We start from the raw sequence: 15,638 nt of genomic DNA on the forward strand, positions 1-15,638 counted from the left end.
CTACATAGCTGATTTGGACTTATTTACTTCTCAATATGATAAAATACCATTAGAAATCCCAGATGGTGATGTATCCTATTATCCTGCCTTTTTTGATAAAAGCAAAGCTGATCATTTGTTTGAAGTCTTAAAAGAATCTATCAAATGGCAGCAAGATGATATTAAGGTTTTTGGCAAAGTGTATAAGCAACCTAGACTTACAGCATTATATGCTAACAATAAAAACACCTATACCTATTCTAATATCACTATGAAACCTCATCAATTTACTGATGAATTATTAATGATTAAAGAAAAAATAGAAAAAATAAGTTCAGGGATATTTACAACCTGTCTTCTTAATCTTTACAGAGATGGTCAGGACAGTAATGGCTGGCATGCCGATAATGAAAAAGAACTTGGTGTAGAACCAATAATAGCATCTGTGAGTTTAGGAGAAGAAAGATCGTTTCATTTTAAACATAAAACAAAAGATTTAAAACAAAAAATCCAACTACAACATGGTAGTTTACTGATAATGAAAGGTAAAACTCAGGAAAATTGGTTACATCAAATACCTAAATCTAAAAAAATTATGAAACCTCGTATTAACCTCACTTTTAGAATTATTGACTAAAAAAACCTAATTACAACTTATAGAGGTTTACATTCTAACCAAAGTAACCGTTAGAATCCCATATAATAAGCATTACTATTTATATCATTTGATAAGAGTCTCTGAAATAATCCATCGACTTTAAATTATAATTATCCTTTCTTAATAAAATTCCAGATATCAATAGAAAAATTATGTAGACAAATATCATAATTTCAGAATTTGCGTCTAACAAATACATAACTATAAATAAAAACAAAATTACCGAGGACATTAAAACTTTTCTAGTATAACAACCAATCATTAGAAGCAAACCAATAATAAATTCGGTAAAGGGAACTAACACTAGAAAAAATTCTATAAACTCAAAATCAAGTATGGTAGCTCTTTCAAAATGATCTTCTAAACAGGCTAAAAATTTAGGATAAATAATTACGTTATAAACTCCATTTAACGTTAATGCTAGTCCAAATAATATTCTTGTAATCGCATATAAATAAATCTTAAATTTCATCGTTGATTTGTGTAAAAATTCGCCTTACAAAAATATAATTCCATTATCCTATTTACTTGTAAAACTTTAGCAACAACTTGTACAATAAAAACATAACAAACTAATTATCAACAACATCAAACGTTATAGTTTGAAATTACAAGTAAAAAGCAGTTATTTTTGTTTGATTTTATTTTTGTAACTTTAAGACAAAAGAAAAAATTGATTATGAATCGTTATACCTTACACGAGACCTTTGTTGTACATCAATATTCATTTGATAAATGGGAAGCGGAACCTCATAATCATAATTATTTTGAGATTATTTTTGTTGAAAATGGAAGTGGTTATCATACTATTAATGGAATTAGGTTTCGTTATAAAAAAGATGATATATTTCTCTTAGCACCTGAAGACACACATCATTTTGAAATAGAAAAACACTCTGTATTTACACATTTTAAGTTCACTGAACTTTTATTTTCTAGTAAAGTCAACTTACCCGATAGGAAATATTGGCTCCAGAGAATTGAGCAACTCCTTCATCATCCCAATATTATTCCGGGAGATGTAATTTCCCACGAAGAAGACCGCAGAATTATCTGGGATATTCATAATGTGGTAATGGAAGAATTTAAAAATGAGAAAATATATTACCAAGAGATCATTTCTAATGCGATCAGTACTATACTAAGTATTATTGTTAGAAATATTTCGGCTAAATACAGTTCTAATAAGAAAAACATAGCAGTAAACGACTCCAGAATAGATCTAATACTAGGTCATATTAGGCAAAATGTATATGATAATGATCTCACCAAGATAAATTATATGGCGGATAAATTTAATATGTCTCAGAGTTCTATCAGCACATATTTTAAGAAAGCTACTGGAGAATCTATCCATCAATATGTAACTAAGTATAAAATGAAACTAGTAGAATACAGGTTACAAAACACCGAATTTACTATTGCCGAAATTGCATATCAATTAGGATATACCGATGAGAGTCATCTTACCAAAACTTTTAAAAAGTATTTCTCTATGTCTCCAAAACAATATCGGAAGGATCTTGCTATTAGTGAATAGAAAAAATTACCCAAAAATTTCATTTAATATTTTAGCCAATCGTATTCCACCTTTTTGTAGTTGAGAGCGTACAGTTGGAAAATTATTATACATATATTTATACCCTAACTTTTCTCCTACATTAGCTGAAGTATATACTTTTTTTGCAAGACTTTGCGACTCATAAACCCAATCCAAAACATCTCCTTTTTCAATAGCTTCTACTTCTGACAAAGATAATTCATCTGCATTATTAGCCAACTCTGTATAGCTCATTTTATAATAATCTATCATCTCAGTATCCCAAACTCTATGCAAATTAGAGCCATCATTAAACCAACGTACCTGAATGTCATTTCCCCCTTTATCTTCTCCTCTACCAACGTGTAATGGCTGATGCAAATCACCTACGAAATGCACTAACATCTTAAGATAAAACTCTTTATCCTCTGCAGGAGCAGTGTCACTTTTTAATACCTCAATACATTTTTGTATTCCCTGAATTAAATCACCACGTTCACTAGGTGTATCTTCTCCATACTTTTTATCAAAAGAAAAATTAACATAATGCCAAGGGCTGTATACTCTATACCTATCATCACTTTTAATTTCATCCGCATAAATAGAAACGAAAGCTAATCCTTGTCCCTTCAGAAGTTCTGCGATATTTCTCTTAGCTTTCTCTGTAAGATAGCTATCCGCAATTTCTCCTGTTACTCTATGCCCTGTTTTTCCCCAATCTTCAGTTATTGAAAATCCCTTAATTGAACTAGTAAGAAGTAACAAAAGTATAATGTAACGAGTATTCATAAATTTTATATTTTGAAGCAAAGATAAAAAAGGCTATGTTAGTGAATCGTTAAAAATTATTTTAATAATATTTTTTGATCAAAAAGAATTTAGCTCTGAAATATGGCTACATATTTATCGTTTCATACATACACCTATAAACCCCAATAGCTATGAAAATACGGTTTTCGATTTTACTGATTGCCATTACAACATTTTGTTTAGCACAAGAAAAAGAAGAAGGTCAAGAAAAAGAATATAACTCTGCTATTGTTAGAGTAAATCGTTTTATTGAAGGAACCTTAGCTACACCATACTCGGATGATAGTGTTCCCCTTGTTATTTTTATTATGGATGCGGGAGCTATTAACAGAGAAGGAAATGACAGAATGTCTAAGAACGATGCTTTTAAGTTATTAGCTATTGATCTAGCAAAACAAGGTGTCGCTACATATAGATACGATAAAAGACTTTTTAAAATTGATGCTCTAGGTATTCGAGAACACGAAATCTCATTGGATCACTTTATTCAAGATGCACAATCAGTTGTAGAATATTTTAAGAAAAATGGAAATTACACCAAGATCATTTTAGCAGGTCATGGGCAAGGTTCTTTGATAGGTGTTATTGCTGCTAAAAATAATGTAGATGGATTTATATCTATTGCCGGAAATGCCCAATCCGTAGATCAAATCGTGATTCAGCAACTAGAAAAACAAGCACCCGGATTGGACAAAAGTGCTGCGGTAGCATTTACTGACTTAAAAGAAAAAGGAAGAGCTATGAATTATGACCCGGCCTTAGAATCTATTTTCAGTTATAAGTTACAGCATTTTATGAAATCCTGGATAAGATATACTCCATCAGAAGAAATAAAAAACTTAGACATTCCCATTCTTATATTACAAGGTGATAAGGATCTACAGGTAGAAGTTTCTGAAGCAGAAAAATTAAAGGAGGCTGTTCCTAATGCCGAATATGTAATTATAGAAAACATGAATCACATTCTAAGAGAGATCAAAGGAAGTAGATTGGAAAATCATAAATCCTATAATGAATACTGGTTAAAAATTATGCCCGAAGTTACCAGTAGTATTATTAACTTCGTGAACAAATAACCAATCTGTAAAATTTAGTAACCCAAATCTTATATTATTGAATCCACATCGCATTGTATTTTCTGATATCGATGGAACACTTCTTAATGCGGAAAGAGAACTTTCAGATTTCACTATTTCCGAGATAAAACGCATCAAAGATACTATTCCCGTTATATTGATTTCTTCTCGTATGCCAAGTGCTATGACACATTTACAAGAAGAACTAAACATTACCAATCTTCCCTTAATCTGTTATAATGGTGGATTAATTCTAGTTGATAAAAAACCAATTCATTCTACCTTTATAGCTCCAAACATTATACAAGAGCTACACACATTTAATAAGGATAACTTATTCCATATAAGCTTATATCACAATGATGATTGGTTTGTACCTCAAATGGATTTTTGGGCTAACCGAGAAGCTCAAAACACCAAAGTGACTCCTGTTATAAAATCAACTAAAGCGATAATTGAAGACTGGAAAACTGAAAATAAAGGTGCTCATAAAATAATGTGTATGGGTGATGAAAAGTATATTAATCAGGCATTTAAATTTTTGGAAACTAATTTTAGTGACACATTACATTTATATCGATCCAAACCAACATATATCGAGGTTGCTCATAAAAGTATTTCAAAATTAACCGCAATCGAATTGTTACTTAACACACATTATAAATTTTCTCTATCAGATGCAGTAGCTTTTGGCGATAATTATAACGATATTGCTATGATAAAAGCGGTTGGCACTGGAGTTGCAGTTGCCAATGCCAAGCCAGAAACCTTAAAAATTGCTGATGTAGTTACTCTATCTGGAAAAGAAGATGGTGTAGCTACATATATTAAAAACAATATCTAATACTTGTGCTAAGAAAAATTAACCTGATTAGAATTCTGATCATTTACATTGCGCTATTAAATTCTGTGATAGGTTGTAAAACTACCGAATCTACAATGACTGTAGATCATTCTCCTATCATAGCTTCTTTAGATTTAGTAAATGTTATTGATGATAAAGTAAAAGTAGAACTAAAAGTAACTAATTTAACTAAAGACACTGTTAGCTATTATCTGCCAAAAATTGTTCCTGGCACATATCAAAATAATAATTACGGAAAGTACATTGAAGACTTTAAAGCATATGATAATCAAGGAAATGAGTTGTTGACACAAAAGCTTGGAGATAATCATTGGACAATTAATAATTCAAAACGATTACATTCCATAACGTATTTAGTGAATGATACTTTTGATACTGAAGGTACTCATCAAATATTTTCTCCAACAGGAACAAACATCTTAAGTAATAAAAATTTTGTTTTAAATCTATATGCTTTCGTCGGATATTTTGATAAAATGAAAGAAAAGAAATATAATCTTTTTATTAAACATCCTTTGGATATGGAAGCTTCTACTTCCTTATCCGAATTTTTACCTAAAGAACCTCAGGCAGGCGCCAAATATGACACTGATCTTTTTATATTTAAAAGATATGCTGACTTAGCTGATCATCCTATAATGTATTCAATTCCAGATAAAGTAACTTTTAATATTAATGAGATTGAAATTTTATTAAGTGTATATTCTCCTAACAAATTGCATCGAGCCGCACAATTGATGCCGCAAATGGAACGAGTGGTTAGGGCACAAAAGAATTTTTTAGGACCTATAAATACAACAAAAAAATATAGTGTTCTATTATATCTTTCTTCTGCCAAAAATGATGATGCGAAAGGTTTTGGTGCATTAGAACATAATACCTCTACAGTAGTTGTTCTCCCTGAATCTATACCGCTTGAAAAATTAAATGAATCACTAACAGATGTTGTTTCGCACGAGTTTTTTCATATTGTCACACCGCTAAGTATTCATTCAGAAGAAATTCATGATTTTGATTACAACACCCCGAAAATGTCTGAACATTTATGGCTTTATGAAGGGACAACAGAATATTTCTCCCTACTGTTTCAAATAAATCAGGCACTTATTAGCAAGGAAGACTTTTTTGAAAGAATTCTGGAAAAAATACACAATTCCAAAGTATTTGATGATACTATGTCTTTTACCGAAATGAGTAAAAACATCTTACAAGATCCATATCTAGAAAATTATCGAAATGTCTACGAAAAAGGAGCTCTGATTTCTATGTGTATTGATATCATTATGCGCGAAAAAAGTAATGGCGCTTATGGTATTGTAGACCTTATCAGAGGATTATCTGCTAGATTTGGTAGTGAAAAACCTTTTAAGGATGCAGAGTTAATTGAAATAATAAAAGAAGTTTCTTACCCAGAAGTGGCGGATTTTTTAGAGTCTCACGTAGTAAACAACACCCCTATTGATTATGGTTTTTATTTGGAAAAAGCTGGATTGATTTACAATACAATAGAAATCCCATCTGCCTATTTTATCCATGAACAAGAACCTTTTATCAAAGGCTCTGAATCTAATAAAAAAGTAGTCTTTACTGTTGGTGCAGAACGTAATAACTTTTTGAAAAACGTAGGGATAAAAAGTGGCGATTTTTTATTGGGTATTAATAATAAAGAATACACTATTAAAAACATCTATGACCTTTTTAGTGACTCTAGCAAATGGAATATTGGCGATGATATTATTTTTATTATAGAACGAGATCAGAATATATTAAAACTTACTTCTAAGGTAATTGCGCCTACTGTAGAAAAGATTGTTCTAAAACAAAATCCAGATGCCACTAAAAAACAAATAACAATCTTGAAGAGTTGGATTAATGATTAGCTTACTAAGCATCTCATTTAATTTTAATCCAAAAATCGTATTTTGCATCCCATCTCATACTAAATGAACTCACACTATGGAAAATGTTCCTTTTTTCACCAATGACACTATTGTTTTTGGAATACTATTATTATGCATAGGACTAGTTTTTTATACATCTTCTATCAAAACAAGTTTTTGGCAAGGGTTTTATAAGTTTGTTCCTGCTCTTTTACTTTGCTACCTGCTTCCTGCTATATTTAATTCTTTAGGAATCATTTCACCAGAATGGAAGGAAATAGATAATAGTGGAGAAATTATAGAGAAATCGTCGAATGTATATTATATAGCAAGTAGATATTTATTGCCTGCATCTTTGGTCCTAATGACACTTAGTATAGATTTAAAAGGAATATTCAATCTTGGTCCAAAAGCCCTAATCATGTTCGCAACAGGTACTGTTGGTATTATTATCGGTGGGCCAATAGCAATTTTGATAATTTCTTTGGTTTCACCGGAAACTGTTGGAGGAGCTGAATTTGATGCTGTCTGGAGAGGTTTATCTACACTAGCCGGTAGCTGGATTGGTGGAGGCGCTAATCAGGCTGCTATGCTAGAAATCTATGAGTACAATCCAGATAAATATGGAGGTATGGTATTAGTTGATATTGTAGTAGCAAATCTTTGGATGGCTATTCTACTTATTGGTATCGGAAAAAGTGCGAAAATTGATCGTTGGCTCAAAGCAGATAGCAGTGCTATTGAATCTCTTAAAGAAAAAGTTTCCTCTTATGCAGAAAGTGTAAATAGAAACCCTACGCTAACAGATTATATAATCATGCTATCTATTGCCTTTACAACTGTGGGATTAGCACATTGGGGAGCTAACGGCATGTCTGGTTTTTTATCTAATAATTTTGAAATATTTAATGACAAAAGTTCTGCTTTATCATCATTTACTTCACAATTTTTCTGGATGATTACCATCGCCACTTTTATTGGAATCTTATTATCCTATACCAAAGCTAAAAAGTATGAAGGCGCAGGAGCTAGTAAAATAGGAAGCATATTTATCTATGTATTAGTAGCTACTATAGGAATGAAAATGGATCTAGGACAGATTTTAGAAAATCCGGGGCTCATTGCTATTGGATTGGTATGGATGACTATTCACGCATTTCTTTTAATTGGCGTTGCCAAATTAATCAAAGCACCTTACTTTTTCCTTGCTGTAGGTAGCCAGGCAAATGTAGGTGGAGCAGCCTCTGCACCAGTAGTCGCAGCCGCATTTCATCCGTCTCTTGCTACTGTCGGTGTTCTATTAGCAGTTTTCGGATATGTAGTGGGAACATATGGTGCAATTCTGTGTACAATATTAATGCAAATTGCATCTGGAAGTTAGTTTTTCAATCTAATTTATAGCATCTTTGTACTCCAATTTTTTAAATCAAAAAAATATCAATGCAACGATTTTCTGCCATCTTATTTTTAGCTATTCTTGTACTAGGTTGTAGTACGCCAAAGAAGAAAGGAAATGTTTCTATAAGTGGAACTGTAAAAGGGCTTAAAAAAGGAACTCTTTATCTTCAAAAAATACAAGATACTATTTTAGTAAATCTTGATTCTTTGATTATTGATGGTGATCCACAATTTGCATTTCAAACTGATATTCTGGAGCCCGAGATACATTATCTGTATCTTGACAAACACGACGGCACTCAATTTAATGACCGTATAGAATTTTTTGCAGAAGCGGGAGAAGTTGTTATCAATACCTCTTTAAATGGTTTTGATAGAGATGCTATTATTATAGGAGGAAAAAATCAGGCAAAGCTAGTAGAATTTAACAAAATGAATAAAAGATTTAATGAAAGAAATCTGAGAATCATAAAGGAAGACTATGAGGCTAAAAAACAAAATGACGAAGAGAAATTAACTGAGAATGACAAGGCCTATAAAAATTTATTAAGACAGAAATATTTATACACAATTAATTTTGCAATTAACAATAGAAAACTAGAAGTAGCTCCGTATATAACGCTTAACGAAGTTTTTGATGCTAACATCAAATATCTAGATACTGTAGCAAAATCATTATCTCCAAGAGTAAAAAAATCAATCTACGGAAAACAGCTTAATGAATATTTAGCAGAACGAAAAGCTAAAGAAGCTGAAAGAGTTGAAGCAAATAAGGAAAATTAAATCATAAAAAAAAGATGATTTTTTTAAAAGAATAGATCGTATCCATTCTTTTGTGTCATTCAACTGAATCAAAAACATCAAACTTCAATTTTGATCACGAGTATGATATGTTTATGTTTTCCTATGCTTCCTATAGAATAGATGTCCTAAGATATATTCAATTTTATTTAAGAATAATATACAATGTTTCCTTATAAACATTGTATAAAAAAAATCCCAACTCCTTTAGAAACTGGTATTTACACTTATAGAGCCGATGGAGGGACTCCCTTCGACAAAGCCTGCCTTCTTAGCAGACCAGCTCAGGGTAAACTTCTCGCCCCAATCATAATTATATTGCATAAAAAAACCCCAATTCCTTCAGAAATTGAGGTTTACACTTAAAAGAGCCGATGGAGGGACTCCCTTCGACAAAGCCTGCCTTCTCGGCAGACCAAGCTCAGGGTAAACTTCTCGCCCCAATCATAATTATATTGCATAAAAAAACCCCAATTCCTTCAGAAATTGAGGTTTACACTTAAAAGAGCCGATGGAGGGACTCGAACCCACGACCTGCTGATTACAAATCAGCTGCTCTAGCCAGCTGAGCTACATCGGCAAAGCGGTTGCAAATATAATTTCTGTAATCATATTTGCAAATACTTTTTTAAAAAAATTATAATGAATTTACTTTTTCAGCTAAAGATTTAGCTGTTTTTTCTAAATCTTCCTTGATAGACTTAAAGTGTTTCGAAGCATTTTCTACATTACGATCGCTAACTCTAGCCATAAATGCATCAAAAGATGTGATCGCCTCATCAATAATAACTTCTCCTGCTTTTTTATCCTTATCAGGATTATTTTCTTCCCAGATATACACTTCTTCAATAATATCTCCTAATACGTAGTTAATATCCTTCTTTAGATTTCTTTTATTTGCCATTTCTAATATATTTTATGCAAAATTAGTCTTTTAACCCTGCTTCTGCAATAGAAAATCTACTACATCCTGAAAGATTAATAAAATATAAGGGTTTAAACCATTTATCAAATGGTAATAGTTTTAAATATAGGTCTGTAATAGTTTTACTCCTTTGGAGACAACTTTTACTTCATTTATAGATGCGGGAACCAAAATAGTTTCCCCTAAGGTGATATCTATTTTCTGTTTTTCATTAATTATTTCCGCTCCACCTTCTACGCAGACATATATCACAAAAGAATTAAATTTTTTATGTGATAATAAAACTTCCGTATCAACTTCGACAAGATTTGTCACAAAATGAGGGCAATTAACTAAATCTGTTACTTCATTCTTTTTTGAGTCATAACTAACCTTATAATCCGCATTGTTATCAAAATCTATAGCTTCTAGGGCGTCTTCCTGATGAAGCTCTCTATAGTTTCCGTTGGTATCCTTACGATCCCAGTCGTAAACGCGATATGTTACGTCTGATGTTTGCTGTATTTCTGCTAACAAGACTCCTTTTCCAATTGCATGTATCAATCCAGAATATACGAAAAAAGTATCTCCAGCTGATACGGGTTCATAATGAAGAATGTCCTTTATGGTTTTATTGGTGACATTTTTTTGATATAACTCTGGGCTTACTTTCTGATTAAAACCAATAATAATATTAGCATTTTCGTCAGCTTGAGCAACATACCACATTTCAGTCTTACCTAGTGAATTATGTTTTCGCTTCGCTATTTCATCACCTGGATGCAATTGTACAGAAAGATCTTCCTTAGCATCAATAAATTTAATAAGTAAAGGAAACTTAGTTCCGAAACGTTTAAAATTCTTTTCTCCTACTAGTTTTTCTCGATGAAAAGTTAGAAGATTCTTTAACGTTTCCCCCTTAAAAGCTCCATTAACTACAACAGATTGCTCTCCTTTTACATCACTTATTTCCCAGCTTTCACCAACAGAAGAACCTTTTGCTTCTTTTCCAAGAAGGGTATTCAACTTAGAACCTCCCCATATTTTTTCTTTTAGGATTGGTTTGAATTTTAATATATATAGTGAGTCTTTATCCATTCATCATTTCTTTAACTGTTTTAATAGCTTGTTTTAAATGCTGTGACGAATTGATACTGTTAAATTTTAGCCTAATTATACCTTCTTTATCTATTACAAAGGTTTCTCTACCTGGCAACATTCCGAACAGACCTGCTTTTACACCAAAAAGCTTCCTTAGATCACCTTTCTCATCCGATAAAAAAATAAACGGTAATCTGTATTTGCTTTTAAATCTTTCGTGAGATTTTATACTATCAGAGCTTATTCCTATAACTTCTACTCCCATATTTTTGAAATCTTCGTAACTATCTCTAAAGTCACAAGCTTCTTTTATACATCCTGGGGTGAAATTTTTGGGATAAAAATAAACTACCAGTGGGGTTTTTCCGATAAAATCATTGCTTTGAAAATCAGTGCCATCATCTTTAATTGCTGTAAATTGGGGAATTTTGCTCCCTAGTTTCAAAGCCATAAATAATTTTATTTACCATTATATATCACATAGTTACGAGGGGTTTCGAATAATGTAACTTCGATATCATACATTAAATCTAGCTTTTTACGCAGTCTATTCCAAATTACAACGGCTATATTTTCCGCTGTTGGATTTAAATTTTTAAATTCTTCAACTTCTTCATTAAGGTTTTTATGATCCATATAATCCTCTACTTCAGATTTGATATAGTCTTTTAATATCTTTAAATCAATTAAAAAACCCGTTTCAGGATCAATATCACCTATTACGGCAACAACTAATTCATAATTATGACCGTGGTATAGAGGATTACTGCATTTCCCAAAAACCTGAGTGTTTTTTTCATCACTCCAATCTTTTCTATATAATCGATGTGCTGCGTTAAAATGTGCTTTCCTACAGGCTTTTATCTTCATAATGTGATGTGTGAGTAAAATTTATCAAAAATAATTTTAAACCAAGCTGTATAAAGGTCAGGATTTTTAGCCATATCTTCTTTTATATCCTCAATCGCCATCCATTTCCAATCGGCAACTTCTTCTGGATTGATTACCGGGTTATCTTCATAGTGTCCAACCATTACATGATCCAACTCATGTTCAGTAAGACCATTATCAAATGGCGCTTTGTATATAAATGATATAGTTTCTTTGAGTGGAGTAATAAATCCCATTTCTTCCTGCAATCTTCTAGTTCCTGCTTCCAGATTGGTTTCTCCTTCTCGTTGATGGCTACAGCACGTATTTGTCCATAACCCTGGTGAATGATATTTATGTTGAGCTCGTTGTTGTAGCATTAATTCTTGTTTCTCATTAAGAATAAAAACAGAAAATGCCCTATGTAATAGTGCTTTTTCATGTGCTTCAAGCTTAGGCATTAACCCAATTTGCTCATCATTTTCATTGACTAAAATGACTTTTTCTTCTTCCATTGTTTTGTATTGGCTCAAAACTACGAAATCGTATTAGCAATTCATAATCTATCCTATTTTTGGCATAAAATAAAGAATTGTTTACTTGTATCAATAGCTATTTTGATGTACTAAGAAATATATTTCAAACAACAACAGGCATTATTAATAAAAAACACCTTAACGAGTAAGGTGTTTTTAGGTCAATATTTATAACTGCTCTATATAGAACTGTTATATATTACTTAACAATGATAAATTCACTTCGTCTATTTAATTGATATTCTGATTTTCTACAATTAGAATCATTTCCACAATCATTAACAGGTTGTGTCTCTCCGTATCCTTTGCTAGTTAATCGGTCAGCAGAAATTCCTTTAGCAACCATATACTCAAGGGTAGATTTTGCTCTTTGTTCCGATAACCATAGATTGTAAGCATCATCACCATGACTATCTGTATGCGATCTTACATCAATTTTCATTTCTGGATATTGATTCATTACTTCTATCACCTTAGCCAGTTCTACTGCTGCATCAGGACGTATATAATGTTGATCAAAGTCAAAGTAAATAGGATTTAGAGATAGCACTTTAGCAAGGTCGTCACCTACATCGGCAGATTTCACTTTTTTCTCTAATAATAATGGCACATCTACTGTCTCTGTTTCTCCTGGTGTATTAACCAATTTTTCTAGAGTAAGATATTCTTCTTTTTCTGCACGCACGAAATATTTAGAACTACATTTTACCAAATGGCTATATGCTGCATCATCTCCTACAATAAAACTCTCTAAAAGATTGTTGCTACTGTCATAAATGGAAACTTTTGTTCCTGGTAATAATTCTTCAGTATCCTTATCTTTTACGACACCAGCAATTGTGATTTCACAGAAGCTTTTAAGGTCTTCTAACTGAAGAAAGCTATAGATATCATCTTTACCTCTACCTCCATCTCGATTCGAAGAAAAATAACCTCTTTTAGAGTTATCATCAACTATAAAAGCAAAGTCATCATCAGGACCGTTTACTGGTTTACCAATATTAACTACTAATTTTTCTTCGTCTGTCTGTGGGTTAAGTCTAGTTACGTAAATATCTAATCCTCCAAGTCCTATATGACCATCGGAAGCAAAATAAAGGTCATTATTAGCACTCACGAAAGGAAAAGTTTCCTTTCCTTCAGTATTTATTCTATTTCCTAGGTTTTTAGGTTCTCCAAAGCTTCCATCAGAATTTATTGCAACCTCATAAATATCTGACTGTCCTTCTCCTCCAGGCATGTCTGATGAAAAATATAATGTTTTCTCATCTACGCTAAGCGCTGGATGAGCTGTAGAATACTGGTCACTATTAAAAGGTAAATTTTGTGGTGTTGTCCAACTTCCTTGTGTATTCTTGTATGAACGATAAATTTTTAAACGATTTGTTCCTTTTTTATCGTTTCCGTACTTTCTACCATCATAATTATTTCTTGTAAAATATACTGTCTGGCCATCCTTTGCAAAAATAGGTGTGGATTCGTGAAACTTACTATTTATTTTACTATCAAACTTTTCTATTTCAGAAAGCTCTCCATTAGTAGGATTATATTCTGCTCTAAATAGGTCCAAAAATGGTTCTTCGTTCCATTGATGCACACTTTTCTTGAATAGAAGTGTATCTCTAGAAGAACTAAAAACTACAAATCTTCCAAAAAAAGCGGAACCAAAATCAGTAAACGAAGAATTAATAGAAGAATTCTCTATCTCGAATCTTCCTGATTGAAAATCAATTCGCTTTAGGTAATTTGGTTCATCTTGAAATAATTGAGCACGCTGATCATCTGAACTAGCTTCTACAAATTTTTTCATATACACATCTGCATCATCGTATCGCCCTACAGATTTCAATGTCTGTGCGTACCTGAAGTAATATTCTGGCTCGACTTCAGTAGGGTAAGAATTTACTAGTTCTTCATACCATTTGGAAGCTTCCTCAAATTGACTATTAAAATAATAACTGTTTCCAAGGTTCTTATATAGATCCGCACTCTTGTATCCTTTTTTTACAACTTTAAGATAGGTCTCTTGTGCATTGATATATTCGTATTTGTCATACTGATTCTGTGCTGCTTTTAATTTTCTTTCTTGAGAAAACATGCAGTTCACAAAGAAAAATCCAACAATAACAAATAATAATTTGTGTAATAATCCCTTCATTTTATTTTTGGCTATATTTTATGTAATCTAAAAATTGACTTATCTGAATTATGTAATGTTTTACAACTAGAAGAATCTAGGTGTTAGCATTCTATTATACTTTCTAAATAGTTCAAAACGTAACATAACTTCATAACTACCATCATTAAATTGTGTTCTTCCTAATTCTGTAGTCTCTTTGTCATAAGCAAAACCAATCATTAAAGAATCCGACACCTGAAATCCAGCCATAGCACTAAATGCTGCGCTCCATCTATATCCAACTCCCAACGTTAATTTATCATACAACAAGAAATTAGCAGAAACATCTACCTGCAATGGAGCTCCAAATACTAATTTACTTAGTACAGCTGGTTTAAACTTTACAGTATCACTAAGATCAAAAACATGTCCTGCAATTAAGTAATAATTAATCCGTTCTTCTGCTATAAATGATGAATTACCATTATCATCTATCTCTGCCCCTTCATCAAAATGGTCTGTTTCTAATAAATTTGGGGCACTCAACCCTACATAAAATTTATCCGTATGATAATAAAATCCAACACCTACATTGGGACTAAATTTATTATCAATATTTCCATTACCAAAAAGAGGATCTCCTGTTTCAAACTGTGATAGTCTATCAAAATCAACATTTAATAAATGCCCTCCAGCTTTTACTCCAAGACTCAGTTTACCTCGTTCCGAAGTGGGAATTGTATAGGAAAAATCAATATCGAAATATGTTTCATTAGTTGGACCTATTTCATCATTAACTATTGATAGTCCCAACCCAACTTTATTATTATCACCTATTGGCGTATTTAATGTTAATGTTTGGGTTCTTGGGGCTCCATCTAATCCGACCCATTGACTACGATGCAATCCCATTATACTCATAACTCCTCGACTACCTGCATATGCAGGATTTACGCTAATTGTATTATACATATATTGAGTATACTGAGCATCTTGTTGTGCAATACCATAGTTTGCTATTAAGCCAAATATAGTCAGCATAAATATTGTTAATAGTCTATTCATAAGTATCTTTATTTGATTTAGGGAATAACAAATATA

At 32.0% G+C, this 15,638-nt stretch carries 16 protein-coding genes and 1 tRNA gene; 7 read left to right on the plus strand and 10 right to left on the minus strand.

What is annotated here, in order from left to right:
- Positions 1 to 13: 13 nt before the first annotated feature.
- The gene (locus D1818_RS08305) at positions 14 to 616 is read left to right on the plus strand and encodes an alpha-ketoglutarate-dependent dioxygenase AlkB (protein WP_118463612.1); all 603 of its coding nucleotides are present in this window, start codon (positions 14 to 16) and stop codon (positions 614 to 616) included.
- A gap of 79 nt (positions 617 to 695) precedes the next feature.
- Here the strand turns inward: D1818_RS08305 and D1818_RS08310 are convergent, their stop codons facing one another.
- Complete coding sequence (locus tag D1818_RS08310) at positions 696 to 1,109, minus strand: hypothetical protein (protein WP_118457876.1); 414 nt, start codon at positions 1,107 to 1,109, stop codon at positions 696 to 698.
- A 207-nt stretch (positions 1,110 to 1,316) separates the two neighbouring features.
- Between D1818_RS08310 and D1818_RS08315 the strand changes: the two genes are divergently transcribed.
- Positions 1,317 to 2,177 (plus strand): AraC family transcriptional regulator, encoded by an 861-nt coding sequence (locus tag D1818_RS08315; protein ID WP_120752553.1) that lies wholly within the window; start codon positions 1,317 to 1,319, stop codon positions 2,175 to 2,177.
- A 6-nt stretch (positions 2,178 to 2,183) separates the two neighbouring features.
- Here the strand turns inward: D1818_RS08315 and D1818_RS08320 are convergent, their stop codons facing one another.
- Positions 2,184 to 2,966 carry a S1/P1 nuclease gene (locus tag D1818_RS08320; RefSeq protein ID WP_118457880.1) on the minus strand — a complete coding sequence of 261 codons (783 nt, stop codon included), beginning with the start codon at positions 2,964 to 2,966 and terminating at the stop codon, positions 2,184 to 2,186.
- Between the two features lie 152 nt (positions 2,967 to 3,118).
- On the opposite strand from D1818_RS08320, the gene D1818_RS08325 reads away from it, so the two are divergent.
- From D1818_RS08325 to D1818_RS08345, 5 genes are all read left to right on the plus strand, one after another.
- Positions 3,119 to 4,063 carry an alpha/beta hydrolase gene (locus tag D1818_RS08325; protein ID WP_118457882.1) on the plus strand — a complete coding sequence of 315 codons (945 nt, stop codon included), beginning with the start codon at positions 3,119 to 3,121 and terminating at the stop codon, positions 4,061 to 4,063.
- 37 nt (positions 4,064 to 4,100) lie between these two features.
- Positions 4,101 to 4,907, plus strand: a complete 807-nt coding sequence (locus tag D1818_RS08330) for a Cof-type HAD-IIB family hydrolase (protein ID WP_118457885.1) — start codon at positions 4,101 to 4,103, stop codon at positions 4,905 to 4,907.
- A 5-nt stretch (positions 4,908 to 4,912) separates the two neighbouring features.
- Positions 4,913 to 6,808: a peptidase M61 gene (locus D1818_RS08335; protein ID WP_147406197.1), complete on the plus strand. Its 1,896-nt coding sequence runs from the start codon at positions 4,913 to 4,915 to the stop codon at positions 6,806 to 6,808.
- Positions 6,809 to 6,884: 76 nt separating this feature from the next.
- A complete protein-coding gene (locus D1818_RS08340) occupies positions 6,885 to 8,189 on the plus strand; it encodes a DUF819 domain-containing protein (protein ID WP_118457889.1) in 1,305 nt (434 codons plus the stop codon).
- A 59-nt stretch (positions 8,190 to 8,248) separates the two neighbouring features.
- Positions 8,249 to 8,989 carry a DUF4369 domain-containing protein gene (locus D1818_RS08345; protein WP_118457891.1) on the plus strand — a complete coding sequence of 247 codons (741 nt, stop codon included), beginning with the start codon at positions 8,249 to 8,251 and terminating at the stop codon, positions 8,987 to 8,989.
- 524 nt (positions 8,990 to 9,513) lie between these two features.
- Here the strand turns inward: D1818_RS08345 and D1818_RS08355 are convergent.
- The 8 genes from D1818_RS08355 to D1818_RS08390 all read right to left on the minus strand — a co-directional run bounded on the left by D1818_RS08355 (position 9,514) and on the right by D1818_RS08390 (position 15,602).
- A tRNA-Thr gene (locus D1818_RS08355) sits at positions 9,514 to 9,587 on the minus strand.
- A gap of 57 nt (positions 9,588 to 9,644) precedes the next feature.
- On the minus strand, positions 9,645 to 9,911 hold the full coding sequence (locus D1818_RS08360; RefSeq protein WP_118457895.1) for a hypothetical protein: 267 nt from the start codon (positions 9,909 to 9,911) through the stop codon (positions 9,645 to 9,647).
- 120 nt (positions 9,912 to 10,031) lie between these two features.
- Positions 10,032 to 11,009, minus strand: a complete 978-nt coding sequence (locus tag D1818_RS08365; RefSeq protein WP_118457897.1) for a type I phosphomannose isomerase catalytic subunit — start codon at positions 11,007 to 11,009, stop codon at positions 10,032 to 10,034.
- The gene (locus D1818_RS08370) at positions 11,002 to 11,463 is read right to left on the minus strand and encodes a peroxiredoxin (RefSeq protein ID WP_118457900.1); all 462 of its coding nucleotides are present in this window, start codon (positions 11,461 to 11,463) and stop codon (positions 11,002 to 11,004) included. The genes D1818_RS08365 and D1818_RS08370 overlap by 8 nt, the downstream gene beginning before the upstream one ends.
- A gap of 8 nt (positions 11,464 to 11,471) precedes the next feature.
- Entirely contained in the window at positions 11,472 to 11,882 is a 411-nt protein-coding gene (locus D1818_RS08375; protein ID WP_118457911.1) for a 6-carboxytetrahydropterin synthase, read from the minus strand.
- A complete protein-coding gene (gene idi / locus D1818_RS08380; protein ID WP_118457913.1) occupies positions 11,879 to 12,397 on the minus strand; it encodes an isopentenyl-diphosphate Delta-isomerase in 519 nt (172 codons plus the stop codon). Before idi ends, D1818_RS08375 begins: the two co-directional genes overlap by 4 nt.
- A gap of 220 nt (positions 12,398 to 12,617) precedes the next feature.
- A complete protein-coding gene (locus tag D1818_RS08385) occupies positions 12,618 to 14,576 on the minus strand; it encodes an OmpA family protein (RefSeq protein WP_118457915.1) in 1,959 nt (652 codons plus the stop codon).
- A 66-nt stretch (positions 14,577 to 14,642) separates the two neighbouring features.
- Positions 14,643 to 15,602, minus strand: coding sequence for a type IX secretion system membrane protein PorP/SprF (locus D1818_RS08390; protein WP_118457917.1), 960 nt, complete (start codon positions 15,600 to 15,602; stop codon positions 14,643 to 14,645).
- Positions 15,603 to 15,638: the final 36 nt, after the last annotated feature.

It is taken from the genome of Aquimarina sp. BL5 (genome assembly GCF_003443675.1).
GTDB lineage: Bacteria > Bacteroidota > Bacteroidia > Flavobacteriales > Flavobacteriaceae > Aquimarina.